Source organism: Hafnia paralvei, from assembly GCF_020150375.1.
In the GTDB taxonomy this organism is placed as follows: Bacteria; Pseudomonadota; Gammaproteobacteria; order Enterobacterales; family Enterobacteriaceae; genus Hafnia; species Hafnia paralvei.
The window spans coordinates 1,923,144-1,948,347 of sequence record NZ_CP083737.1; the positions used below are offsets into that span (position 1 = coordinate 1,923,144).

Genomic DNA, 25,204 nt, shown 5'->3' on the forward strand with positions numbered 1-25,204 from the left:
GAAGATGAAAATTGACCGTCCGTTATGGGCTGCCGGGACATTGTTGTCTCCGCAGCAGTTCCAACAGCAGGCTCGCTGGGAAGCGTACACCAATGAGTGTATTGCACGCCTAGCGTTGGTCCACCCTTGGGGGATCATGGCGGCTGAGTTCGACAAGGACGCATTACGGTTGGGCAAACTGAAAGCGGATCGCATTTGCGTCCGCTTTCAGGACGGTACGCTGCTGGATACCGAAAGGGCAGACGTGTTGCCACCTGCGCTGGATTTGACGCAGGTGCTGCCGGCGACGGCACAAAGTGCCACGCTGCTGCTGGCACTGCCGCTTGAGCACGCCAACGGCGGCAACTGCCTGCCAACGGATGCCAAAGCCGATCGCCCGATTCGCTATCGTCAGGACTGGGCCTCAGTACAGGATATTTTGGGTAACGATACTGAGTCGATGGCTGTAGCCCGCTATGCGCTTACGCTGCGCTTGGATGGCGATGAAAACGGCGATTATCTCACGTGTCCTGCGGTGCGTTTAGTGCGTGATGTTCAAGGCGTATGGGGCATTGATCCGCAGTTCGTACCGCCGCTGTTGCAGTTTGGCGCACATGCCGCACTGATTAGCTATCTGGATCGTTTGCTGACTCAGCTCCACGCTAAACGTACTCGCCTGATGGGAATGCGCCGAGAAAGTAATCAGCGCATGGCCGATTTTGCTGTAGCTGATGTATCGCTGTTTTGGCTGCTCAATGCGCTGAATAGCTATGAACCGGTGCTGAATGATTTTCTGGCTCATCCAGCCCTGCATCCGGAGCTGGTGTATCGCGAACTGGTGAAGCTTGCGGGCGCACTGCTGACATTTTCCCTCGAACATGACATGGACGCTATTCCTGCCTATGACCACGCGCGTTTAGGCGCGGTATTCCCGCCACTATTCAGCCTGATTAGCACCTTGCTCGAAGCGAGTCTACCGTCGCGTGTCATTACGCTTGAGCTGGAAAAAGTCCGTCCAAATCAGTGGCAGGCTACATTGAACGACCCACGTCTGCGCGAAGAGGCAGATTTCTATCTTTCAGTTCGCTCCGCGCTACCGGCTCACCTGCTTCAAACCCAGTTCCCGCTGTTGTGCAAAGTCGGTGCGCCTGACGACGTCAATAACCTGATTAACGTTGCCTTAAACGGCGTTCCGCTGATCCCACTCAGCCATGTACCTGCCGCCATACCGCTGCGTTTGGAAAATCAGTATTTCGCATTGGATCTCAACCATCCAACGGCGACGGCGATGCTGGCTTCGGGGTCTTGTGCGTTCTACGTGCCGGGAACGTTGTCTGATGTGCAACTTGAACTGTATGCGGTGCTGAGAGCATGAGTAAAGAGACAGTCATTGATATAGACGAATTGCTACAAGATACCTGGTTGCTGGTGGTTCAACTGCGCCAAGGTGTCCCTGTAGAGCACGGGCAAAGCTTATGGCAGCACTGCACCAAGAGCATTGAACACACCCAGCAGGTACTGAAAGACGCAGGTATGCATCAAAACGCGATTGACCACATTCGCTATGCACAGTGTGCGTTGTTGGATGAAACGGTGTTAGGACGACCTCAGGACGATGGTTATTCGGCGTGGCACGCTATGCCGCTTCAGGCGCATTTTTTCCACACCTTGCAGGCAGGGGAGTTGCTGTATGAACGCATGCGAGAGGTACTACGTGAACCCTCACCCAATATGGCGGTGCTGACCTGTTTTCATCGTGTGCTGATGCTCGGGTTCCGTGGACGGTATGGCGAAAACGAGACACCTGAGCGCCAACAACTGGTGGCTGAACTGAGCCAGCGCGTCAAACCGCTGGATGTGGATCAAAGCGCGCCGCTGCTGGTCAATGCCGCCGCTTCGCGTCGCTACCGCTGGCTGCATTCGCGTTGGGTTCACGTTGCTGCGGCTGTGGTGGTTTTGGCCGCTGTTTGGTGGGGATTCCACAGTTATCTAACGGCGCTGGTCACGACGCTGTTACCCAGTAAGCCATAAGGGATTGATGACATGAGTACCACCTACAAGCGCGCCCTTTGGGCATGGGGCGGATTGCTCGCGCTGTTACTGTGTCTATTTTGGCTACCGCTCACGCTGTTAGGGCTGATTATCACCATTGTGGTGGTGTTACTGATCGTGGCAGTCGGATGGAAGCGTGCGGCGCGTATTGATGTCCATGTGCTTGACGTGTTAACCGATTTGCCGCCTGAACACTTTCGGCATCCGGTGGTGGTGGTGTGTGGCGATAACCTTGATGCGCTGTTTGGTTCCACGCAAATGCGCGAAACGCCGCGAGGCTGTTATTTACGTTTACCCGTAGATCTACGGTTAGCCGATTTTGTGGACTCTGTACTGGCACAACGCGCGGGCTGGAGCGAGCAAATCAGCGTAATGCGAGTGATTAATCCCCAGCAACAGGTTGATGCCGCGGTATTGGCGGGGCAGATGCGCGAGTTCTGTTATCAGGTATCCCGCGTGAGCAAACTGTGTGGCAGCGAGACGTCCGTGCTGCTGACCAGCTATTTGGCACTGCCAAAATCTCATGTTCCTGACGATTGTTGGTTCGAGTGGGTAGCGGGAGAAACTGAGTGCAGCGTCGGTATTGGTCGTTCTGCTCCGCGCTCGCTGATTGATTGGCTGGCAGCTCATCGCAGCGATGAGGGAGAAGCCCAGCAAGCTGAGCGCTTCCAGTGTGCGGTAACGGTAAAAAGCTGGCGCGCGTGGATGTCTGAGTTTGTCTTACCGCACTGCAGACGCCAAGAACATTCGGCTGCGGCTTGTCGTCCCGTTGCGGTTGCGTTATCCCCAGTTTCCGCTTTAGGCATGGCGGAGCATTCGCTCTGGCAACAATGGCTGGCAAGCAAAACCACGTTAACCGATGTTGTCGGCGTGAGTTCGGCGTCAGTGGCAACGTTAGCGTTTCCAGACAGGCTATTCCGTTTGCTGCCGCAGCAGTCTGGTTTTACGCCACTGCATCGAGCGCAGGCGATCGGTATTGGGTTATTTACCTTGGCCGCGATTGCTGCGTTGGGAAGTTCAGCATGGCATAACCGCCAGTTACTGCGTCAGGTCAGTGATGATATTCAGCGCTATAACGCTATTCGTATGACCGATTTTATCCCGAAAAAACAGGCCGTTGATGTTTTGATTCAGGACGAAATCCAGTTGGATAACCACTATCGGCAGGGCGTGCCGCTACGGATGGGGCTCGGGCTGTACCCCGGTGAGCGTTTGCGCCAACCGCTACTGACGACGATTGCCACCTATGTGCCTCCGCCGCCGGAGAAAGTCGAACAAAAAGCCAAGGTCGTTATACCGAAGGCCGTGCGTTTAGACAGCCTGTCTCTATTTGATACCAATAGCGCGAAGTTGAAATCAGGTTCGACCAAAGTGCTGGTAACGGCGCTGGTGGATATAAAAGCCCAGCCGGGTTGGCTGATCGTGATTGCTGGGCACACAGACGCTACCGGCAATGCCCAGCGCAATCTGGCGTTATCTCAGGCTCGAGCCGAGGCGGTGCGCGATTGGATGCGCAGCATGGGGGATATTCCGGTGACCTGTTTTGCAGTGCAAGGCTATGGCGCCAGCCAGCCCATTGCCAGTAATGAAACCGACGCGGGCAGAGCGGCTAATCGTCGGGTAGATATTCGTCTGGTGCCAGAGGCGGGAGCCTGCAAGCTGCCCGCCAAGGCATCAGATTTTTAACCAGCCGCCAAGTTCGGCGGCTTACAACAGTGTACTTATCAGCACCCCAAGTACGGATAAGTACCTCCCCAGTAACAAGGAGTTTTACATGGCAATTCCAGCATATCTGTGGCTGAAAGACGACGGCGGCGCAGACATTAAGGGTTCAGTAGACGTACAAAAGCGTGAAGGCAGCATCGAGATGGTGGCGCTGGAACACTCTCTGTACATCCCAACGGATAACAACACCGGCAAACTGACCGGTACACGTATCCACACTCCTCTGGTGTTCACCAAAGAAGTCGATGCATCAAGTCCTTACCTGTACAAAGCCGTGACTTCTGGCCAGACCCTGAAGTCTGCCGAAATCAAATGGTACAAGATCGATGACGCGGGTCAAGAAGTGGAATACTTCAATACCAAACTGGAAAACGTCAAAGTCGTAAAAGTTGCGCCAAAAATGTGGGACATCAAAGATCCTTCTAAAGAGAAACACAACCATCTGGAAGAAGTTGAGTTCCGTTACGAGAAGATCACTTGGACCTTCAAAGACGGCAACATCATCCATTCAGATTCTTGGAATGAGCGCGCTTCAGCGTAATACCTCAGGCAGGCGGGAAACCGTCTGCCTTTTCGTTTTTCTGCTCAGCGCCAAAGCGGCATCGTTCGGGCTCTGAGCACAACAACGAACGGATTTAAACAATTTAATTTGATGACCTTATGGGCCTTGGTTTCCTAGCACGGAAAACGGCTATGGGCGGTAGCGTGCCTAATGAGGGCTACGGGCTTAAATGGGAGAGAGAATGTGATGGGAAATAATTCAGCAAGCTTACTGCGTCGGTTAAATCCATATTGTGCTCAGGCACTGGCTGCCGCCGCAACCTTATGCCAGACCCGTGCCCATGCGGAAATCACGGTAGAACACTGGTTACTCAAGCTGTTAGAGCAGGGCGAAGGTGACATTACGGTGATCGCTCGCCGTTATGAATGGGACATGGACGGCCTATGGCAGGGATTGCTGGATCATTTAGAGCGTCTTCCACATACCATTCAGGGAAAACCGCAGCTCTCTGACAAACTTCAGCAACTGATCAAACATGCGTGGCTAGATGCATCGTTGCAGGAGAATACCGACGCCGTGCGTTCCGCACATTTGCTTGCTGCGCTAATCGGTAAGCCTAACTTACTGGCGACGGATGCCGTTTGGCCGCTGCTGAGTATTAGCACCACACAGCTTTCCCGTTTGTTACCGCTGCTAGATGCCCAGTCAGAAGAGCGCCCTGAATTGCAAAATGGGCTGCAACATCCTCAACAGCCATCCTCGTCTAATACCGAATCGGCCGCTAATGAACCGAGCACCAGCGGTGTTTCGCCGATGCAGGAAGCGCATTTGGCGGTGCTCAACAAGTTTACCCTTGATGTGACCGAAAAAGCGCGCTCCGGTAGCATCGACCCCGTCTTTGGCCGCGATATGGAAATCCGTCAGATGGTGGATATTCTTTCCCGCCGCCGCAAAAATAATCCAATTCTGGTTGGTGAGCCGGGTGTAGGTAAAACCGCACTGGTAGAAGGATTGGCGCTACGCATTGCCGAAGGCAACGTCCCCGATAGCTTAAAAACCGTCAGCGTACGCACATTAGATCTGGGGTTGTTACAGGCGGGCGCGGGCGTGAAGGGCGAGTTCGAACAGCGCCTGAAAAACGTCATCGAGGCCGTGCAGCAGTCGCCAGAGCCTGTTTTACTATTTATCGATGAAGCGCACACCATCATTGGCGCGGGCAATCAGGCCGGTGGTGCCGATGCCGCTAACCTGCTGAAACCGGCGCTGGCACGCGGCGAATTACGCACCATTGCCGCCACCACGTGGTCTGAATACAAACAGTATTTCGAACGCGACGCCGCGTTAGAACGTCGTTTCCAGATGGTCAAAGTGGACGAGCCTGACGATGAGATGGCGTGCCTGATGCTGCGGGGCTTGAAAGAGCGCTACGCCACCCATCACGGCGTGCATATTCAGGACGCCGCGGTGAAAGCGGCAGTCACGCTGTCGCGCCGGTATATCACTGGACGACAACTGCCGGACAAAGGCGTTGATCTACTCGACACCGCCAGCGCGCGTGTACGTATGAGCTTGGATACCGTGCCGGAACAGCTCACGCAGATGAATGCACAACTCGCGGCGCTAGAGATGGAAAAACAAGCGATTGAACAGGATCTGGTGTTCAGCAGCGGTGCCGATATCGAGCGCCTGAGTGCCATTGATCAGCTCAGCGTAGAATTGCAACGTCAGCAAACGGCGCTCGATGCTCAATATCAACAAGAGCGCGAACTTACTCAGCAATTGCTCGAAGTGCGTCAAGACATCAGCCGTCAGTCCGAACGCGCCGCGATTCAGCAACAGCTCAGCGAACTACAGGGCAACCATCCACTGCTTTCTCTCGACGTTGACGTGCGTACCGTAGCCAATGTGATTGCTGACTGGACAGGTGTTCCGTTAGGCAGCTTGCTCAAAGACGAACAAACTAGCCTGCTACAGCTTGAGCATCAGCTCGGCGAGCGGGTTATCGGCCAACAGGCGGCGTTAGGTGCCTTGGCTCAACGTCTACGAGCGGCTAAAACCGGTTTAACCTCAGAAAACGGCCCGCTCGGCGTATTTCTGTTGGTCGGCCCAAGCGGTGTAGGGAAAACAGAGAGCGCATTAGCGCTGGCTGATGACCTGTTCGGCGGCGAAAAATCGCTGATCACGATTAATATGTCCGAGTACCAAGAAGCGCATACCGTTTCTCAGCTTAAAGGCTCGCCTCCGGGCTACGTGGGTTATGGTCAGGGCGGGATTTTGACCGAGGCGGTACGCAAGCGCCCATACAGCGTGGTGCTGCTCGACGAAGTTGAGAAGGCGCATCGCGACGTTTTAAACCTGTTCTATCAGGTATTCGACCGTGGCTTTATGCGAGACGGCGAAGGGCGCGAGATCGATTTCCGCAATACCGTGATTTTAATGACCGCCAACCTCGGCAGTGATGAGCTGATGGCTCTGTTAGAGCAGCAGCCAGAGGCGTCGGATAGCATGTTGCACGAGCTGCTGCGTCCGATCCTACGCGATCACTTCCAGCCTGCCTTACTGGCACGTTTCCAAACGTTGATCTATCGCCCGCTAGACGCCGTGGCGCTCCGCCGCATTGTGGCCATCAAATTAGGGCAGGTGGCGAAACGTCTTCAGCGTCACTATGGACTGACTTGCCATATCGAAGAGAGTCTGATGGACACGCTGGTGGCGGCCTGCCTGCTGCCGGATACCGGCGCGCGCAACATCGACAGCCTGCTTAATCAACAGATCTTGCCGGTGCTTTCTCAGCAGCTATTACAGCGTTTAGCGCAGCAGCGAAAACCCGACAGTCTGACGCTGGGGTTCAACGACGAGGAAGGCATTACGCTGGATTTCGGTGATGAACACAACGGTGAAGCTGATACGGATTGCTCGGTTACGACGGAAGCGAGGGTGATATGTTAAATACTGCTGCTCAACTGATGTTCGATCACAGCCACCATGTGCTGAAAGTTTGGGACAACACGGCTCCGCTGGATGTGTTGGCGTTTACCGCTGAAGAGCATCTCAGCCAGCCTTATCGCTACACCATCGAATTCACCAGCTCGGCCAAAGACATCCAGCCCGCGCAGATGCTGATGCAGGACGCCACATTCACCTTGAACGCTACGCCGAATGCATTGGCCTCCTTAGGTGCTGCACTGTCGATGACGCCGTCGGTTATGCAGGCATTGCGCACGGTACACGGGGTGATCCAGCGTTTTAAGCGTCTTTCTACTTCGCGGGACGAAAGCCGCTACGAAGTCACCTTGGTTCCGCGCTTGGCACTGCTGGCGAAAAGCCATCAGCATGCGATTTACCAAAATCTTTCGGTGCCGGAAATTGTGGAAAAGATCTTGCGCGATCGCCACGGCTTCAAAGGGCAAGATTTCCTGTTCACGCTGGCGCACACCTATCCAAAACGTGAACTGGTGATGCAGTACGGCGAAAACGATCTGCAATTTATCAGTCGCCTGCTGGCCGAAATCGGCATCTGGTTCCGCTTCACCGCCGATCCCAAACTTAATATCGACGTTGTTGAATTCTATGACGATCAGCAACACTACCAGTTTGGCACCAGTCTGCCACTGCGTAATCCGTCGGGCATGAATGACGTTGGCGTCGAATCAGTGTGGGGCTTAACCAGCGCTCATCAGGTGGTGGAAAACCGCGTCACCACCCGAGACTACAACTATCGCCAAGCCCAATCGTGGATGGACGGCGACGTTGACGTGACTCGCGGTGACAAAACCACCTACGGCGAAGCCTATCACTACGCCGATAATTATCTGTCGGCGGGCGATAAAAACAGCCCGCAGCCTGAGACGGAGAGCGGTGTCTTCTATGCCCGCCTACGCCATGAACGTTACCTTAATCAGCAGACCCTGTTACATGGCTTCACCACCTCGGCAGCGCTGTCGCCGGGGCAAGAGCTCAAAGTTGACGGTGACGCGCCTGAGGCGTTCCGCCAAGGTGCGGTCATTATTGGTATCAGCAGTAAGGCGCGTCGCGACCAAAGTTATGAAGTAGAATTCACCGCCATCCCATATTCTGAAAACGTCTGCTTCCGCCCAGAACCCACCGCCAAGCCGGTGATGGCGGGCACTATTCCGGCTCGCGTCACTAGCACCGTGGTGAATGACACCTACAGCCACATCGACAAAGATGGCCGCTACCGCGTGTCGTTTGATTTTGACCGCGACGAATGGCAGGCCGGCTGCGAAAGCCTATGGGTGCGCCAAGCGCGTCCGTATGCCGGTGACACCTACGGTTTACACGCCCCGTTGCTGGCGGGTACCGAAGTGGCGATTGCGTTCGAAGAGGGCAACCCTGACCGGCCGTACATCGCCTACGCGCTGCACGACTCCAAACACGGCGACCACGTCACGCTGCAAAACTACAAACGCAACGTACTGCGCACCCCCGCCAACAACAAACTGCGCCTCGACGACGAACGCGGCAAAGAGCACATCAAACTCAGCACCGAATACGGCGGCAAAACCCAGCTCAACCTCGGCCATTTGGTCGATAGCCAAAAACAGCAACGCGGCGAAGGCTTCGAACTGCGCACCGACGACTGGGGCGCGATAAGGGCGGGCAAGGGGATTTTCATCAGCGCCGACGGTCAGCCTAAGGCGGGTGGGAAGGTGCTGGAGATGGGGGCGGCGCTGGCGGAATTACAGGCCGCGGTGCAGACAACATCGGCATTACGCTATGCGGCAGAGTCAGCTAAAGCTGAATTGGCCGATGTAGAAAAACAAACTGCACTGATGAATGAACGGCTTAAGCAGTTGGAACAGCGAGTTTTATTGCTGTCTGCGCCTTCTGGTATTGCTCAGGTTACGCCGGGAAGTCTGCAACTGTCTGCGGGAGAAAATCTAATCGCCACTGCAGGTGAAGATGCGGACTTAAGTATTAGCAAAAAGTTTCGCCTTGCCGTAGGGGAAACTATCAGCCTATTTGCCAAAACACTCGGGATGAAGTTATTTGCGGCATCGGGAAAAGTCGAGCTTCAGGCACAGACCGATGCGATGGATATTTTTTCAAGAAAGGGAATGAGTATTGCTAGCCAAGAGGATGCAGTGGTTATTACGGCAAAGACAGAATTGCGTTTGGAATGTGGCGGTGCGTTTATTTCGATGAAAGACGGCAATATTACCGTTGCAGCGCCGGGAAATTGCTTTGTTAAATGCGATATGTTGCAAAAATCTGGCCCAGCCAGCCATAACTCCTCAATTCAACTACCGGAACTTTGCGCCTCTACTGCTCCTCAGAGCGCAGGTGCACAGGACGGTGTCATTTCTTAAGGGATGTCAATGGCTGAAATATCAAAGCGCACTGGTTATGACTATTCAGCGTCAGCTCTCAATGCGCAAGTTCAGGATGTTCTGAGGGCGTTGATTGTGGCTTTTGAGTTACACGATAGCAAAGGCGTACTGCTCGTTGATCCATCGCTTTTTTTAGAACATCGTCAGGAAGATTTGTTTCCAAAATATCTCGAAGCATTCCAAGAGCGCGTATTCGCCGCAGATATTCACCATCCTAAGTTTGATAGCCGATTTTCTCCTTGGCTGATTTCGCTCGATCTGAAACAGCCAGAAGATTACGCATTATTAGAGGCCAGTGTTAAGCAGGCTGTTGAAGAGATAGATCCTGAACAGCTCTTGGAGAACCGAGGCCGCATGGTATGCGGCTGGATTTTCAGTTCATTTACGACGTCAAGTCTTGCGGATCATATTGCCAAAACAGCAGTTCAGACTTTGGCTGCTGAATCATCGTTTGTTATCCGTTTTTATGACCCTGCGGTGAATAGCATCGTGTGGTCTGTACTTGATAGTTGGCAGCAGTCTCGACTACTAGGCCCGATCGAAGAATGGTTTCTGCTTGATGGCGATGGGAAACTTGTTTCACGTTGTAATGAAAAAAAATCAGAAATGCAGTACACCTTCTCGCTGGCATTGGCTGACTCAACACGGGAACAGCTTAAGTTATCTGGGGTCATGAATCGCGCTTTACGCCGATACAGAGAAAATCATCGTTGCCAATTGCGTTGGAGTGAATCTGATGCGCTACTCATTATGCGCTGCACATTAAATCGTATCAGGGCTGCTTACGGCGTTGAGGCACCATATGAACTTGAAATTTTCGCATTGAATAGCCTAGTGCGTCATCCCTTGTTTGATTGCCATCGCTTAGTGAAAGATTGCCTCGCTGATCCCCAAAATTTGTCACCCGGCAGTAGCTATGCTGAACGCTTGAACGGGTTGGCACCTAGTGCTTGGCGTGTCATTGAAGATGAATGCCAGCAGCTTGATGTTAAAGAGTATATTATAAATAAGGAGCCTCAAGCATGAGTTTATCTCCATGTACAATGTGCCATTCCAGCGGCCCCGCTTTATTACCTGTGCGCTACGCGGTTGTTCCTCAAACGATTGAGGCAACGTTGCCTGCGTGGGCTGAAGCCGCGTTCCCATCTTCGCCTGAGTGTCATTATGCGCTACGTGCTTTGCGGCAAGGCTTTTTATATGTGTTTTATGCAAATAGCGGAGCACCTGAAGATAGCTGGGAAGCTTGGAGTGTGACCGACGATGGTGGGTTGTGGAAACAGCTTGGTGGCGCGTTTGGTGCTAAAGAGAAAAAACAGGCGGATTGTACTAATCCCACCCACCAAAGCACAAATGTTGAGTTTGTTGTACTGCGAGATAGCGCATTACGTAATAATATCAGCGTTGCTTTCTCGCCATCACCGTGGTCAAGAGAAACGATTCTTAAATACCACAACAATGCGGGTCTACGAGCTAAAAGAATGCAGGTTATTTCTGCTGGGCAATGGCTTGCGGCCTCTAATGCTTCAGGTATCAGTGTGGTATCTGCCAGTGCATTGGAATCGGTATTGGATTACACGCCTCTGCCCATGGCAAAGTTTAAATCACTACTGCCTTATAATCCGGTAGTTGCGCGAGTCAGCAAAACGTACCCTGAAGCACCATATTATTCTTTTGATGAAAAGCAAATTGGCCCTCAAGGGACGCTCTATCCATGGAGTCATGCACGTGCGGGCAACAGTGCTAAAACAGTGGAGACTATGTCAATCCGGGGGAAATCAGCGGATGGGAAACCTGTGTCACCATTGATGATTGCGATGCATGATCCTATCGGTATCGCCCATGAATTGGCGAGCTGGGGTGATGATATTTCTGGTTTGCACTCCATGTGGATTGACGAACTGTCGATCGAATTTATGACGCATTCGTCCCTGCTAGGGGTGAAAAAACAGTTGGATGCTAAGGCTGCGGCCACAGCGCAGCAGATAGAGGCGGATGGCGTAAATTATTCACCTTTATGGTATGCAATGACATCGACATATACGAAGCAATCAAAGTCAGAATTTCAAGCTAAATATGATGAGCTCGTTAAAAATAATGCCAAGCTGTCCGGCGATAATATTGCCAAGCAGTGGAGCAAATATGATGGCATGTTGAATCATGCGAAGCGACAGGCTTTTTTAGACTGCTATGACAACTTTTGCCAGATTGTTGCACAGCAACAGGAGCAGTTAGCGCAATTACGTGTACAGTGGTTAAAACAACCGAAGTTTATTGCCTGTTGCCAGGATTTTGAATCGACAAAAGTTGTTGATAACCTGAACTATCGTGAGGCCGTGGATTTTGCTTTTGCCTCTCTCAATCTGACTGATGTCGGCACTACCTACCTTGATACGCTTATTGACCAGTATTCAACTAGCGATGAGGGAAATATTGTTTGGCGCTCATTGCTCCTCAATAATCCTGATGTCATGGATGAATTGCAGGGTATGTTAAAGCAAATGGCCGAAATGAAAGGAAAGGTATTACTTCCTCAGGACGAATCAACGCTGGTTGCCGCATTATTGCCCATGGCTGGTAAACTTGTTGATGCATATGATAAAGCGAATGAAATTCTTGAGAAGCCTGCATCAGCGACGACAAGATTTTCACTCGCGGTATTACACTGTGATAGACGATTGTCGACATTAGGAGACCGTTTTTTCAACTATAGCCGGTTGGGGAAAGTTTTAGATACGGGATATGAGCTAATGAGTAAGGCTTTCTTTCAGGTAATCTCTGGGGTCGCCTTTGATAAAGCGATCACGTTGTCTGTATCGCAACTACAAGATGGCGATGCATTTCGCGTGAGAGTTCTGGCTAGTTTGAGCGGGAGTGGGCAACTTGATAGGTCAGATGCTTACAATAAATATAAAGATAATTTTGACAAGTTTGCTCAAAGTGGAAATGGAGAGTCTGCGCTGAAGGGCGTGCGTATCAAACTACTTGCACTTGCATTCAATATTCTTGAGCTTTGTGACCAATATGAAAAAAGTAAAGGTAATCTGAAAGATCGTGCTCAGATTGCCTCAGCTGCTTTGGGGACACTAAGCACAACAATGGATATTGTCTCTCCAATGGTCAGTGGCGGACTTGAAAATAGTGTTGGCGGTGTTAGTATAAAAATAGTTGGAAGTAGTGCAGGCATGGTTGCTTCATTAATAAACTTATCAATAGATTTAAACGCAGTCGTTAACGAATATGTAGGGAAAAAACGTTGGGAGTTAATGGGGTTAAATTCGATCAAGGCAACTAGTGATTTTAGCATTATGCTTAAGTCATTTGGTGGATTACTTGAGATTCTGACAGAAAGAGGTTTAGTGACGAAAGTAATTTCAGAAAGCAGTTCTAAAATTATAGCTTTACGTTTTTTTTCTTATATGGCAAGTTGGGAAGTGATGTTTTTAATATTTGCTATTGAGCAATACATCGTTATTTTTACAGATAATGATTTACAGAAATGGTGTCGTTTTGGGGTGTTTGGAGGCGAGCCAGAGGATGATCTAAAAAGTACTTTTATGATAGTTTCTCAAAATGAACGAAATAGCATATATAAAGATCAGTCTGCAAAGCTTGAAGAGTCAATAGGAGTGGTATTATGAGATTTAATAAGGAGTTTGATGATTATATTAACTTCGAAGATTTAGAATTACAACTTAGTGGACTACATATTGATATTGGTGTAAAGAAAAAAAGAATTAAAAGAGCACCAGAAGAGCGTAAAGAAATTGAAGCACAGATCGAAAAAATATTAAAAGAAGACATTCCAGCGGTTGAGGCTTTAATTGCCACTAGACCTCCTGCTCCAGAGTTGCCTCCTCGAAAGCCATTGATGAAGGTTGTCGGTATTGTGGAGGAAATTGATGTTATGAAAGTCGTTGGTTATTTTCAAGAGCGAGAATATGACCCGGAAGCATTTGCTAAGCATGAAGAGAATGAACAGGTAGGTGCTTTGCTTTTAGCTATGATCGGCAATACTGCAGGTTCTGCGGTAACATCACAAAGTTCTGTAAGAGTAAAAAGTTACTGTGATTTTGTTCACGGCAAGATAAATGGTAAGCCATTTTGTGGTTGGCTAGGGAAAACTAATATTCAAGTCGGTGATTATGTTGAAATGGCCGCAATGGAAAAGGATGGGGGATATGTAATATATGCTATTGCCCATCCTGAAAGAAGAACCATTAGTGTAACACCTAGGTGTGACCAGGGGTTAGATGGATATATAAAAAGCACTAGGCTCTATGTTAGAATTTTTAGCTTTATAGTTGCATTAATAATATTAGTTCCACTAGCAATAGCAGGAGGATTGACATTGCCAATACTATTTATCTCTTTTATTGTGTATTGGATTTTGGAGCCAATAATATATTTTATTAGTTCTAAACTAGAAAGAAAAAAACCGAAAAAAAATTATGTTCTTGCAGGATTGATATTTGATACTTTAGGCTTCAAAAATCCGACAGAAGTAGACTTAATTAAAATTACCAAGAAAAAAATAAAGTCTGAAGAGATACCCGCAAAGAGAAATGACCCCATTTGGCCTGATAGACAATGTACCATAAATTATAATTATTATTATTGATTTTTAAATAATAAGTATTTTTATGATTAATACTAGCATAGGAAAAGATCATCATAAGTATGTTTTTTGTACATATAAAGCCGCGTTTTTTGCTTAAAAATAACACGATTTACTGCCCATAAAAACTAATTAGGTTAGATGCTGACAATAAATATAAAAATAATTTTGACAAGTTTGCTCAAAGTGGAAATGGAGAGTCTGCGCTGAAGGGCGTACGTATCAAACTACTTGTACTTGCATTCAATATTCTTAAGCTTTGTGACCAATATGAAAAAAGTAAAGGTAATCTGAAAGATCGTGCTCAGATTGCCTCAGCTGCTTTGGGGATACTAAGCACAACAATGGATATTGTCTCTCCAATGGTCAGTGGTGGACTTGAGAATAGAGTTGGCGGTGTTAGTATAAAAATAGTTATTGAAGTATAAGGACATGTCGGTTAAAAAATGATCCCGCCTGGTCGGATAGGGAGTGTACCGTCAATTATTATTACTATTATTAAATAGCTCGATATCTATGTTTTTATAACTAATGCAACCTGAGCCATATTTTTTCTTAAGTTGAAATATGTATTAATGTACAAATTAGGTAGCTGGATATTTGGTATTATCGGGTTTTGCTCATTCTACAGCGGGCTTTGGAAATTAACAGTTACTGACTTATATATTATGGACTGAAAAACATCGATTCTTTTTGTGAAATAAAACATAGGAATGATTATGCCTAAAGGAATTATTCGACTGGGTGATAAGTTAAGCAGCGGCGGTTCAGTTATTTCAGCAACTTCTACAATGATAATTGAAGGGAAAGTTGCTGCCTTAGTTAATGATCTTGTTGATTGCCCACGCAAAGGGCATGGCGTTAATAAAATTATCCAAGGAAGTTCCCACTGGATGTCCGATGGTAAGCAAGTCGCATTTGATAAAGCTCTTTGCCAGTGTGGTTGCTACGTAATATCTAGTATGCCTAAAGTGAATTCTGGAGATTAGTATGTTTTGGAATAGTCCAAAATTATTTCCAGTCAAAAAACAAGAGCCATTGAACTGGGGACCATGGTGGAGAATGATGGTGTTCGTGATTATTGCCATCTTGATAGCAGTAACGTTAAGTTGGTACATATCACAAGATCTCCGGTTTGTTTTTTATGGTGTTGTTTGTATCGGTGTCATTTTTGCTATTTTTATTCTATTCGCGGGGTGGTTGTTTTTCCGTTACGGAGTGGAGGCTGAGCAGGGAGAATTAGTTAGGGCTAGAAACAATGAAATGGAAAATCAGTTTGAAAATTGGGCATCCCAATCAATTAATATTATAGATGCTAGTTTTATCTTTCCATCGAGTGTTCCAATCAGCATGGGATGTCCATTCGATGTAAATGGAAACGTGCCTTTATTATTGCCTAGCACCGATGGATATTTGCGTCTGTTTGAAGACTTACTTGCCCCGCTAAGAGTAAATTTATTAGCAAGGGGAATAGCGCAGCCGTTGCGAGTCTACTTCCCACAGGATACAAAAGACTTCATATGGCAGCAGTTTCTTCATGTGTGGAAATCGATAGGATTATCAGCACAGCAGCTAAGTTGTTTTTTTGAGCTGAAAAATTCATTTGCTGAGCAGGTAGATGAATGGTTATCAGAAGAAAATCTCGATGATGTTCTTGTTATGGTTTGGCAATTTAATGACGCTAATGATGCTGGATATTATACAGAAGGGGCAATTTCTTGGCTGTTATCACCCAGCAGTGAAGTCAGTAAAAATAAAATTTTTCGGCCCATGCTAACTAATCTTAGCAACGTAGATGAGGATATACCTAAATTTTTGCGTTATCAGAAACCCACTAAGGATATTGGAACTATTTGGTATAATGATGCTGATGGGCTAATAAAAGACAAACTACTTATTGCTTACTCCCAAGCTCAAGATAATAGAATTAAGAGTGATGTATCAGTTATGCCTGAGCAGAATTTTGTAACTCATTGGCTTGGGAAAGCCGTTCTTTCAGTTGATTGGTTCTCTATTACACTGGCAATGAAAAGTGCAGAGTTTCAAAAAAAATCACAAATTATTGTATTAACAAAAGATAACAGTGCGTTGCTTAGTACTATAACTCCAACGATAAGTTAAACGAAATCAGGAATTATTCATGCTCAAGGCATTCATAGCCAGAAATGTAGGTGTAGGGCTGATTACTCTAATTACTTCTTTGCTATTAGGTATTCTAATTTATTTTTTTGGAGATAATGCTGGTTTGGTTTCTCAGAATCAAAAGATTACAGCGTTGGGAATTAGTATTGTCATAATAGGTTTATTGTTGAGTTTATTCCGCAACCGTAAACAGCAACTTCCGAAATCAACTGATGATGATTCGAAAAAAAACAAAGCAGCATCTACCTTACAGCCATTAGCTTTTTTAGATATCAAGCAACATTTGCATCAACGCCACGGCCTCCTATGGCGCAATAAAATCCGCATCCTGCTGGTCGTTGGCGAAAACGCGGCGGCGGAAGCTATTGCGCCGGGATTAACTACTCAGCAATGGCTGGAGGGGCAGGGCACATTATTGCTGTGGGGCGGTGGTGTGCAGGCGGAGCCGGATGAGGCTTGGCTGTTGGGGCTACGTAAGATGCGCCGTCGCCGTCCGTTGGATGGCGTGGTGTGGGTGATGAATGAGCAGCAGAGCACGCAGGCTGGCGTTATCGATCAGGGCTGCCGCCAGTTGCAGAAACGTGGGCAGATTTTAAAACAGCAGGCACCGGTTTATCTGTGGCAGGTGTGTGACAGCGCGTGGCAGCAGGACGATCGCATTACCCAGCCGGTGGGGTGTTTGTTCCCCGAGAAAAACTCGCCGGAGAAATTGGCCGCCAGTTTGCAGAAGCTGGTCGCGCCGCTGCGTCAGCGCGGTATGACACAGGTGTTGTTGAAAAACAGCCATGACTTTTTGTTGCGTCTGGCTAATCGTTTAGAACACCAAGGGATTACCCACTGGCAGCAGGCGTTAACGCCGCTGCTGCGTGAATATGCGTCGGCGCTGTCGCTGCGAGGCCTGATGTTTAGTTTGCCGTTGGCGGCGAAATCCGGCGTTGCTCAGCACGGCTGGTTGCCGGATGTCGCGTGGCAGGGGGTATTAAGTGATAACTCAGCGCGCACGCGTCGCGTAGGATTTTCATGGGAGCAGAGCGCTTATTATGCCGTGATGGTGCTGGCGCTGCTGTGGTTGACCGGAAGCGTTGTCTCCTTCTTCTCGAATCGTTCACAGATCGCCACGGTGCGCGATCAGGTTGATTTACTGAATAAATCCAATGCGAAACCAATGGAACAACTGGTTGCGCTACAGCTGTTTGGCAATACGCTCGGGCAGTTGCAGTATCGTGCCGCCCATTCGGTGCCGTGGTATCAGCGTTTTGGGCTAAGTCAGAATGACGCGCTAGAAGATGCACTGTGGCCACATTACGATGCGGCAAATCAGCGCCTGATCCGTGAGCAGGCCGCAGCAGAACTGCATAAAAGTCTTAGCGAGCTGGCTGCTTTGCCGCCGGATAGCCCTCAGCGCGCTAAGCTGGCTCAGGCGGGTTACGATTGCCTGAAAGCTTATTTGATGATGGCTAACCCTGATAAGGTCGATGCGTCGTTCTTGACTCGCGTGCTCGGTGCCAATGAACCCACGCGGTTAGGTGTGAGCGTCGGTCTGTGGCAGGGGATTGCGTCGGGGTTATGGATGTTCTATGCCGAAAATCTTCCATCTCATCCCGAATGGCGTATCAAGCCCGATCAGGCATTGGTGGCGCAGGTGCGGCAGGTGTTGCTTAATCAGATTGGTCAACGCAATGCAGAAGCTACGTTGTATCAGAAAATGTTGCAGTCGGTGGCGCAAAACTATGCTGATATGGGGTTAGCGCAGATGGTAGGTGACACGGATGCGCAATCATTGTTCGCTACCGAGCAAGTGGTGCCAGGCATGTTTACCCGTCAGGCATGGGAAGGCCAGGTGCAGAAAGCTATTGACGATGCCGTGTCTTCTCGTCGTGAAGAGATCGATTGGGTACTGAGCGACAACAAGCATCCTGCGTCGGGAGATGTCTCGCCAGAGGCGCTCAAAGCACGTCTAACCGAACGTTACTTCACCGATTTTAGCGGGGCATGGCTGGATTTTCTGAACAGTCTGCACTGGAAAAAAGCGCAGAATCTGTCGGATGTTACCGACCAGCTCACTCTGATGAGTGACGTGCGTCAGTCGCCGCTGATTGCGCTGCTGAATACGTTAGCCTATCAGGGGCAAACTGGACAGCGCAGCGAAGCGCTATCGGATTCGTTGATGAAATCGGCGCAAAACCTGCTGCATAAAGAGAAAGCGCCCGTTATTGACCAGCGTGTGAGTGGCCCTACCGGCCCGTTAGATAGCACATTTGGCCCTTTATTGTCGCTGATGGGGAAGGGCGCGGGAGCAAACGGCGTGATGAATGCCGATAGCTCGCTGAGCCTACAAACCTTCTTAACACGCGTTACGCGAGTGCGTTTGAAGCTGCAACAGGTGGCGAATGCGTCCGATCCGCAGCAGATGACACAGCAAATGGCACAAACGGTATTTCAAGGCAAAACGGTCGATCTGACGGAAACGCAGGATTACGGCAGCCTGATGGCGGCCAGCCTAGGCGAGGAGTGGAGCGGTTTTGGCCGCGAAATGTTCGTGCAGCCGCTGACTCAGGCGTGGCAAACCGTACTGCAACCTTCCTCTGCCAGCTTAAATACCCAATGGCAAACCTCGATTGTGGCGAATTGGAATAGCGCTTTTGCTGGGCGCTATCCATTCGCTTCCAGCGGCAACGACGCTTCGCTGCCGATGCTTGGCCAATTTATCCGTTCGAACTCGGGCCGCATCGAGCAGTTTTTAACGCGTCAGTTGGCGGGCGTGCTGCACAAAGAGGGCAACACGTGGGTGCCGGATCAAATCAACAGTCAGGGGCTGCAATTTAACCCTGAATTCCTTCAAGCCATTAACCAACTGAGTCAACTAGCTGATGTGCTGTTTACCGACGGCAGCCAAGGTGTGCACTTTGAGCTGCGCGCCCAGCCTGCCCGCAACGTAGTGGAAACCCAACTGGCTATCGACGGTCAGCGCCTGCGCTATTTCAATCAGATGGAGAGCTGGCAGAGCTTCAACTGGCCGGGGGCGACCTACCAGCCGGGCGTGATGCTAACATGGACCAGCATTAATGCCGGTGCGCGCCTGTTTGGTGATTACCAAGGTAGCTGGGGGCTTATCCATTGGTTAGAGAAAGCCAAGGTAAGCAAGCTGGATGAAAGTAGCTATCGCCTCGCGTTCGATACGCCGGATGGCCTCACGCTGTCGTGGATCCTACGTACACAGCTTGGCAGTGGGCCATTGGCATTGCTCAAGCTGCGCGGGTTTAGCCTGCCAAGTAAAATTTTTATCGTTAACACAGGCGCCGCCGATCCCATGTCGATGATGGGCAATAACAACGCGCTGGGGGATGAATAATGCTTCAGGGACTGATTACCGCCAGTATGAATGGGCGTGATGCTTTGGCGCTAGCGGGCGAACAGGTTGCTTTGTGGGACAAGTGGTTGCTGCCGATTAGCGCCGATGCTCCCGCTGGAGAAGATCCGGGCTACGACGACGATTTCCAGCGCATGCGCGAAGAGGTTAACCGGTTATCGGGCGCGGATACCGATCTCGTCTGCCAACTAGCGGAAAAGTTGCTGACTACGGTCTGCAAAGATGTCCGAGTGGTGACGTATTACCTGTGGGCACGATTGCATCGCGATGGGGAACTGGGGTTAGCCGATGGTTTAACGCTGTTGGCGGGGGTGGTTTCCCGCTTTAGTGACTCTGTACTGCCGCAGCGAGCCCATAGCCGAAAAATGGCGATGGAGTGGCTAGCGAGCGGTAAGGTGCTAGATAGTTTGTCACGTTATCCCGAAGTGGTTAAGGCTGACGTAGAGCGCACGGTTGCCGCATTAGCACTGTTAGACAGTGCCATGCAGGCTTGGCCCGAAGGAGAGCGACCAGCACTCGGCGCGCTTTATTCGGCTCTGGACGTTCGCTTAGCGCAGTCTGGTGGTTTGGATGCGGTTGTGCCGCAAAACAGTGCGCCGTTAGGAATGAAAGAAGAGCACGGCAATACCTCTTCTGCCGGATTGCCCACGCTGAAACACATTCAGTCAGGACGAGATTTGCTCGATCAGGCGCGTGAGTTGGCGCGTTATCTGCGCGATCAGCCGCAAGGGTGGCTTTCAAGCAGTCGCCTAATGAAAAGCCTGCGCTGGGACACTGTGCACCAGTTGCCACCGCAGGATGCATCGGGAAATACCCGTTTGGCCCCGCCACGACCTGATAATCGGGCACAGTTGAAGCGTCTCTATATGCAGCAAAGTTGGAATGAGCTGTTAGAGCAGGTTGAACGCATGTATGCCGAAGGCGTCAATCATTTTTGGTTGGATTTACAGTGGTATGCCTGCCAGAGCCTTAGCAAGCAAGGGCATCCGTATGATGCTTGGGCTGATATTGTAAAGCGTGATTTAGGTATGTTTTTAGAACGTCTGCCGGGGCTGGAGGAGATGACCTACAACGATGGAACACCGTTTGCCGATGAGGTTACGCGTAACTGGATCGCACAGCATGTCAGCGGTAATCATGAGCAGTGGACTGCCCCTCCGACGACCACTCAGCCACAGGGGGACGATGACGTGCTGGCGCTGGAGGGGGAAGCCTTGGCGCAGGCCGACAGCGACGGCGTTGAGGCTGCGCTTACGTGGTTAAGTACACGTCCGGGAATGCATACACCGCGTAATCGCTGGTTGCTGCGTTTGCTAATGGCGCGGGTTGCTGAACAGTACGGCAAAAATGAAATGGCGCTGCATTTGCTGGCCGAATTGGATCTGAATCCAGCACAGCTTACGTTGGCTGAATGGGAACCTGCGCTCAGTTTTGAAGTAAAAGCACGCTTGCTCAAACTTTTGCGTTTGAAGTCGCAGCGTAACGATAGCGATAAAGCCGCACTAGCCCGACGAATGGATACGTTGCTGGCAGGATTAGTGAATATCGATCCGGTTAGAGCCGCGGTGCTTTGCGGGTAATCACTGCTTTAATACTCCCCATTTTTACTTCGTTTTTTTAACCTTTCTCATGAGAACACAATTCGCATGGATGACTTAACTCTGCGCTATTTTGAAGCAGAAATGCGCTACCTACGTGAAGCCGGTAAAGAATTTGCCGAAGCGCATCCCGATCGTGCCGCCATGCTTAATCTGGATAAAGTGGGCGCGCGGGATCCCTATGTTGAGCGCCTGTTTGAAGGTTTTGCTTTTTTAATGGGGCGATTGCGTGAAAAGCTTGACGACGATCTGCCTGAGCTAACCGAAGGTCTTGTCAGTCTGCTGTGGCCGCACTATTTACGCACCATTCCTTCGCTTTCCATCGTGGAACTTGAACCTGACTGGTCACAGATGAAACACAGCGAACGGGTCGCTCGTGGTTTTGAAGTGATGTCTCAACCCGTCGGTCAGCAGAAAACGCGCTGCCGCTACAGCACCACACAGGATCTCGAACTCCTGCCGTTAAATCTGGCTAAAGTGACGCTCGATACCGAACCGGATGGGCGCTCGGTTATCCGTCTGCGCTTTGAGTGCAGCGAGCTTGCCGATTGGGGGCAGATTGATTTGAGCCGTTTGCCGATTTACCTGAATGCGGACAGCCCGATTGCTAGCGCACTGCATCAGGCGCTTACGCTACAAATGCAGGCAATGTATCTGCGTTTGCCGGGACAAACAGACCGGCGGCGTATGGAGGGCTATTTTTCTCCGCTCGGCTTCGGTGAACAAGATGGGCTGTGGCCGAAGGGGGAGAGTGCATTTAGCGGTTATCAATTGCTGCTGGAGTTTTTTACCTTCCGTCAGAAATTTATGTTCGTGGCGTTGAACGGTCTTGAGCATATTGAACGGCCATCGTCGCTACCGTGGTTTGAAATTGACGTGGTACTTAGCGAACTCTGGCCGTATGACATGCCGTTTGATGCGGAAAATCTACGCCTGCACTGTATACCGGTGATTAACCTGTTTCCGTTAGAGGCCGATCCGCTACGCCTTTCCCCGTTGGAAACGGATTATCTCTTGCGTCCGATGCGATTGCAGGATGGTCATACCGAGATCTATTCGGTCGATAGCGTGGTTTCTTCTAAGCACACCGGACACCAAACCTACGTTCCGTTCAGTAGCTTCCGACACAAAGGCGGCATGATGCGCTACGACGCACCGGAGCGTTATTTTCATACCCGCGTCAAACGCGGTGCATCGGGGTTACACGATACGTGGTTGATCCTCGGCGGTGAAGCATTTGACAGCGACAAACTGTTGGCGGAAGAGAATCTGTCCCTGAGCCTGACCGGTACTAACGGCCAGCTACCGCGTAAGGCATTGCAAAGCACGCTGCTGGATACGGTGGTGCAGTCGACACAAACCAAGCTCTCGGTGCGTAATCTGTGTGCGCCGACCATGCCGTGCTATCCGCCAACCCGTGACCGTTTTCACTGGCGTGTGCTGAGTCATCTTGGGTCGAATTTTCTGCCAATGATGGATAACGCTGAAGTGCTGCGTGGCACGCTTTCTCTCTATGATTGGACCGGTGATGAACTAAACCGCCGTCGTTTAGCGGCGATTGTCGATGTGAAGCATCACCTGATTCAGCGTTTTGAAAAAGGCTTTTTGCTACGAGGGGTCGATATTGAAGTGACGTTGGATAGCAACGGATTTTCCGGCGAGGGGGATATCAGCCTATTTGGCGAAATGCTGAGCCGGTTTTTTGCGCTGTATGCCGATATTCATTTGTTTAACCAGCTTACGTTGATACTGCAACCTTCAGGGAAATGTCTGCAATGGAAAGAGAATCACAGTCAGCGCATTCCAGGCTAATCACGGCGCTGCAAGGGCGCATGTCAGAGGTGAACGTATACCGTTTCTGTCAGTTGTTAGAGCGTGTGGCACCCGAAAAACCTGCGCTGGGCAGCACCGCGAGCCCGCATGACGATCCGGTGCGCTTTCGACCGCATCCTGGGATGGGATTTCCCGTCAGCGAGCTGAAAGCGATAGAGCAAGATGAAGAACATCCGGAACGGCCATTGACGGTGCGAACCACCTTTTTAGGCTTGTACGGCGTGGATTCACCGCTACCGACCTCGTATCTGGACGACATCGCGCAAGGTAGAGAGGGGCATGAAGCGTTAGAAGCCTTTCTGGATATTTTCAATCACCGGATATTTACCCAGTTTTATCGTATCTGGCGTAAATATTCTTATCCGGCCACCTTTCAAGTGGGTGGGACTGATGAAACCTCGCAGTGCTTATTGGGACTCATTGGTTTAGGTATCCCCGGAACGTCGTCGCATATCGCCACCCCAGTTTCTCGCTTCTTGGCATTGCTGAGCGTAATGCGTCTGCCAACGCGGACAGCGGAAGGCGTTATGGCGCTGGTGAGGTTGTTGGCGCCGAAAACCACCGCGATTGTTACCGCGCATGACCGACAGCAGATTGTGTTGCAAAAACCCGCCGGATTAGGCCCGACGCACCGCGTAAATCTGTCTCAGCGAGCGGTATTGGGGGCAACAGGTACTGATGTGAATACCCAGATGTTGTTAACGCTTCACACCACTGATTTAGAGGAAGCCAAAGGATGGTTACCGGGCGGACAGCTACATACGGATTTAATGGTGTTGTTGCGGGTTTATCTGGGATGGCGCTGCAATGCGCGACTGAAGTTAGTGTTGCCAACCGTTCTCCTACCGCCACCGGTGTTGGGAAAAACACACGTTCAGCTTGGGTTAACGGGTTTGTTAGGCCTTCATGCAGCACAGTCTGCTGCCTTCGCATTACCCGATGAGATCACGGTCAATTTGGGGCATTACCAAGGATTACAGCCGAATACGGCGAACAGAGAGGTTAGGCATGTCAATTTTCGCTTTTAAATCCCATTCATTTCAGGCCGGCGCCGTGGTGTTGTCGGCGCTGCTGCTGGCTGGCTGTGGTTTAACGCAGAGCGTTGCAGATGGAACGGTTTCAGTAACCAAATCGATATTCTACAAGCAGATAAAAACCCTTCATCTGGATTTCAATGCCCGCGAAGCGCTAAACACTGACGCTAATGATATGAGTGCATTATCGGTGCCTACCATGGTACGGGTTTATCAGTTGCGCGATAGCAAAGCCTTTGAACAGCTGGATTATCAAAGTTTGTTGGTTGATGGTGACGCCAGCCTGAAAAACGATTTGTTGAGTTCGCGCGAAGTCGTGGTGAAGCCGGGTACGGGGGCGTTGCTGAATATGCCAATGGAAAAAGAGGCCAAATTTGTGGCGGTGGTTGGCCTGTTTCGGATGCCTGATACGCAGAAAAACAGCTGGCGCTTGGTGATTGATCGTGAGGATCTGTTGCCGGATGACCCTCGGGTAATCGAGCTCGGTAATAATGCACTGAGTCTGAAACCGGTTAAGGATTAAGCCATGTCGTCTCAGAATCCCTCGCTGTATGAAATGCTGACACTGAACTTTGGCGGTGAACTGGATCTCCATTTGGTGAGTGAACGCGACCAGGTGATCCTGTCCGTGCTGGATAATATGCAGCGTATTCTCAATAGTCGAGCCGGTACGCTGGCCCACTTGCCTGACTATGGATTACCGGACATGAGCCAAATTCTGCAAGGGATGCCTGGTTCTGCTCATGGATTACTGTCAATGCTGTCGGCGACGTTACTCAAGTATGAACCACGCGTCGAAAGCCTTGCTATTACGTTATTACCGCAAACGCGCAGTGGTCATCTGGAATATACCCTTGAAGCTCATTTAAAAGACGTGGGTTTGGTGCGTTACGGCACAGAGTTTGCGCCAGAAGGCAAAGTTTTGGTGCGTCATCTTAAACAGCAGCAGTTTGTTTCCGCTTAGTTTTCATCATCACAATTCTTCTTACGGAGTTTCAATTAA

17 protein-coding genes are annotated in these 25,204 nt (G+C 50.1%); all 17 read left to right on the forward strand.

What is annotated here, in order from left to right:
* The first annotated feature begins 4 nt into the window (after positions 1 to 4).
* The 17 genes from tssK to tssE all read left to right on the forward strand — a co-directional run bounded on the left by tssK (position 5) and on the right by tssE (position 25,165).
* Complete coding sequence (tssK, locus tag K9N75_RS09015; RefSeq protein WP_166713111.1) at positions 5 to 1,354, forward strand: type VI secretion system baseplate subunit TssK; 1,350 nt, start codon at positions 5 to 7, stop codon at positions 1,352 to 1,354.
* Complete coding sequence (tssL, locus tag K9N75_RS09020; RefSeq protein WP_008813060.1) at positions 1,351 to 2,010, forward strand: type VI secretion system protein TssL, short form; 660 nt, start codon at positions 1,351 to 1,353, stop codon at positions 2,008 to 2,010. The genes tssK and tssL overlap by 4 nt, the downstream gene beginning before the upstream one ends.
* Positions 2,011 to 2,022: 12 nt before the next feature.
* Positions 2,023 to 3,717: an OmpA family protein gene (locus K9N75_RS09025; RefSeq protein ID WP_039188752.1), complete on the forward strand. Its 1,695-nt coding sequence runs from the start codon at positions 2,023 to 2,025 to the stop codon at positions 3,715 to 3,717.
* A gap of 88 nt (positions 3,718 to 3,805) precedes the next feature.
* Positions 3,806 to 4,297, forward strand: coding sequence for an Hcp family type VI secretion system effector (locus tag K9N75_RS09030; protein ID WP_004095601.1), 492 nt, complete (start codon positions 3,806 to 3,808; stop codon positions 4,295 to 4,297).
* Between the two features lie 207 nt (positions 4,298 to 4,504).
* Positions 4,505 to 7,207 carry a type VI secretion system ATPase TssH gene (tssH, locus tag K9N75_RS09035; protein WP_130961873.1) on the forward strand — a complete coding sequence of 901 codons (2,703 nt, stop codon included), beginning with the start codon at positions 4,505 to 4,507 and terminating at the stop codon, positions 7,205 to 7,207.
* Positions 7,201 to 9,588 (forward strand): type VI secretion system Vgr family protein, encoded by a 2,388-nt coding sequence (locus K9N75_RS09040; RefSeq protein ID WP_224452489.1) that lies wholly within the window; start codon positions 7,201 to 7,203, stop codon positions 9,586 to 9,588. Before tssH ends, K9N75_RS09040 begins: the two co-directional genes overlap by 7 nt.
* Before the next feature lie 9 nt (positions 9,589 to 9,597).
* Positions 9,598 to 10,635: a DUF4123 domain-containing protein gene (locus K9N75_RS09045; RefSeq protein WP_224452490.1), complete on the forward strand. Its 1,038-nt coding sequence runs from the start codon at positions 9,598 to 9,600 to the stop codon at positions 10,633 to 10,635.
* Positions 10,632 to 13,247 (forward strand): T6SS effector BTH_I2691 family protein, encoded by a 2,616-nt coding sequence (locus tag K9N75_RS09050; protein WP_224452491.1) that lies wholly within the window; start codon positions 10,632 to 10,634, stop codon positions 13,245 to 13,247. Before K9N75_RS09045 ends, K9N75_RS09050 begins: the two co-directional genes overlap by 4 nt.
* A complete protein-coding gene (locus K9N75_RS09055) occupies positions 13,244 to 14,227 on the forward strand; it encodes a putative type VI secretion system effector (protein ID WP_224452492.1) in 984 nt (327 codons plus the stop codon). Before K9N75_RS09050 ends, K9N75_RS09055 begins: the two co-directional genes overlap by 4 nt.
* Before the next feature lie 710 nt (positions 14,228 to 14,937).
* The gene (locus K9N75_RS09060) at positions 14,938 to 15,213 is read left to right on the forward strand and encodes a PAAR domain-containing protein (protein ID WP_130996228.1); all 276 of its coding nucleotides are present in this window, start codon (positions 14,938 to 14,940) and stop codon (positions 15,211 to 15,213) included.
* Position 15,214: 1 nt separating this feature from the next.
* Positions 15,215 to 16,345: a KPHS_23130 family T6SS system protein gene (locus K9N75_RS09065; RefSeq protein ID WP_130996229.1), complete on the forward strand. Its 1,131-nt coding sequence runs from the start codon at positions 15,215 to 15,217 to the stop codon at positions 16,343 to 16,345.
* A gap of 19 nt (positions 16,346 to 16,364) precedes the next feature.
* Positions 16,365 to 19,718, forward strand: coding sequence for an ImcF-related family protein (locus K9N75_RS09070; RefSeq protein WP_224452493.1), 3,354 nt, complete (start codon positions 16,365 to 16,367; stop codon positions 19,716 to 19,718).
* Entirely contained in the window at positions 19,718 to 21,316 is a 1,599-nt protein-coding gene (gene tssA / locus K9N75_RS09075) for a type VI secretion system protein TssA (protein WP_224452494.1), read from the forward strand. Before K9N75_RS09070 ends, tssA begins: the two co-directional genes overlap by 1 nt.
* Positions 21,317 to 21,382: 66 nt before the next feature.
* On the forward strand, positions 21,383 to 23,146 hold the full coding sequence (gene tssF, locus K9N75_RS09080; protein WP_004095566.1) for a type VI secretion system baseplate subunit TssF: 1,764 nt from the start codon (positions 21,383 to 21,385) through the stop codon (positions 23,144 to 23,146).
* Positions 23,110 to 24,195 carry a type VI secretion system baseplate subunit TssG gene (gene tssG, locus K9N75_RS09085; protein ID WP_114444952.1) on the forward strand — a complete coding sequence of 362 codons (1,086 nt, stop codon included), beginning with the start codon at positions 23,110 to 23,112 and terminating at the stop codon, positions 24,193 to 24,195. The genes tssF and tssG overlap by 37 nt, the downstream gene beginning before the upstream one ends.
* Positions 24,176 to 24,724, forward strand: a complete 549-nt coding sequence (tssJ, locus tag K9N75_RS09090; RefSeq protein WP_224452495.1) for a type VI secretion system lipoprotein TssJ — start codon at positions 24,176 to 24,178, stop codon at positions 24,722 to 24,724. Before tssG ends, tssJ begins: the two co-directional genes overlap by 20 nt.
* A 3-nt stretch (positions 24,725 to 24,727) precedes the next feature.
* Positions 24,728 to 25,165, forward strand: a complete 438-nt coding sequence (tssE, locus tag K9N75_RS09095; protein ID WP_008813073.1) for a type VI secretion system baseplate subunit TssE — start codon at positions 24,728 to 24,730, stop codon at positions 25,163 to 25,165.
* The last annotated feature ends 39 nt before the right edge of the window (positions 25,166 to 25,204 follow it).

What these genes read in the sequence shown, in the direction of transcription:
- K9N75_RS09045 (WP_224452490.1), top strand. Translation starts at nt 9,598, where the DNA reads ATGGCTGAAATATCAAAGCGCACTGGTTATGACTATTCAGCGTCAGCT.
- K9N75_RS09025 (WP_039188752.1), top strand. Translation starts at nt 2,023, where the DNA reads ATGAGTACCACCTACAAGCGCGCCCTTTGGGCATGGGGCGGATTGCTC.
- K9N75_RS09055 (WP_224452492.1), top strand. Translation starts at nt 13,244, where the DNA reads ATGAGATTTAATAAGGAGTTTGATGATTATATTAACTTCGAAGATTTA.
- tssE (WP_008813073.1), top strand. Translation starts at nt 24,728, where the DNA reads ATGTCGTCTCAGAATCCCTCGCTGTATGAAATGCTGACACTGAACTTT.
- K9N75_RS09060 (WP_130996228.1), top strand. Translation starts at nt 14,938, where the DNA reads ATGATTATGCCTAAAGGAATTATTCGACTGGGTGATAAGTTAAGCAGC.
- K9N75_RS09030 (WP_004095601.1), top strand. Translation starts at nt 3,806, where the DNA reads ATGGCAATTCCAGCATATCTGTGGCTGAAAGACGACGGCGGCGCAGAC.
- tssK (WP_166713111.1), top strand. Translation starts at nt 5, where the DNA reads ATGAAAATTGACCGTCCGTTATGGGCTGCCGGGACATTGTTGTCTCCG.
- tssG (WP_114444952.1), top strand. Translation starts at nt 23,110, where the DNA reads ATGGAAAGAGAATCACAGTCAGCGCATTCCAGGCTAATCACGGCGCTG.
- tssH (WP_130961873.1), top strand. Translation starts at nt 4,505, where the DNA reads ATGGGAAATAATTCAGCAAGCTTACTGCGTCGGTTAAATCCATATTGT.
- K9N75_RS09040 (WP_224452489.1), top strand. Translation starts at nt 7,201, where the DNA reads ATGTTAAATACTGCTGCTCAACTGATGTTCGATCACAGCCACCATGTG.
- tssJ (WP_224452495.1), top strand. Translation starts at nt 24,176, where the DNA reads ATGTCAATTTTCGCTTTTAAATCCCATTCATTTCAGGCCGGCGCCGTG.
- tssA (WP_224452494.1), top strand. Translation starts at nt 19,718, where the DNA reads ATGCTTCAGGGACTGATTACCGCCAGTATGAATGGGCGTGATGCTTTG.
- K9N75_RS09070 (WP_224452493.1), top strand. Translation starts at nt 16,365, where the DNA reads ATGCTCAAGGCATTCATAGCCAGAAATGTAGGTGTAGGGCTGATTACT.
- tssL (WP_008813060.1), top strand. Translation starts at nt 1,351, where the DNA reads ATGAGTAAAGAGACAGTCATTGATATAGACGAATTGCTACAAGATACC.
- K9N75_RS09050 (WP_224452491.1), top strand. Translation starts at nt 10,632, where the DNA reads ATGAGTTTATCTCCATGTACAATGTGCCATTCCAGCGGCCCCGCTTTA.
- tssF (WP_004095566.1), top strand. Translation starts at nt 21,383, where the DNA reads ATGGATGACTTAACTCTGCGCTATTTTGAAGCAGAAATGCGCTACCTA.
- K9N75_RS09065 (WP_130996229.1), top strand. Translation starts at nt 15,215, where the DNA reads ATGTTTTGGAATAGTCCAAAATTATTTCCAGTCAAAAAACAAGAGCCA.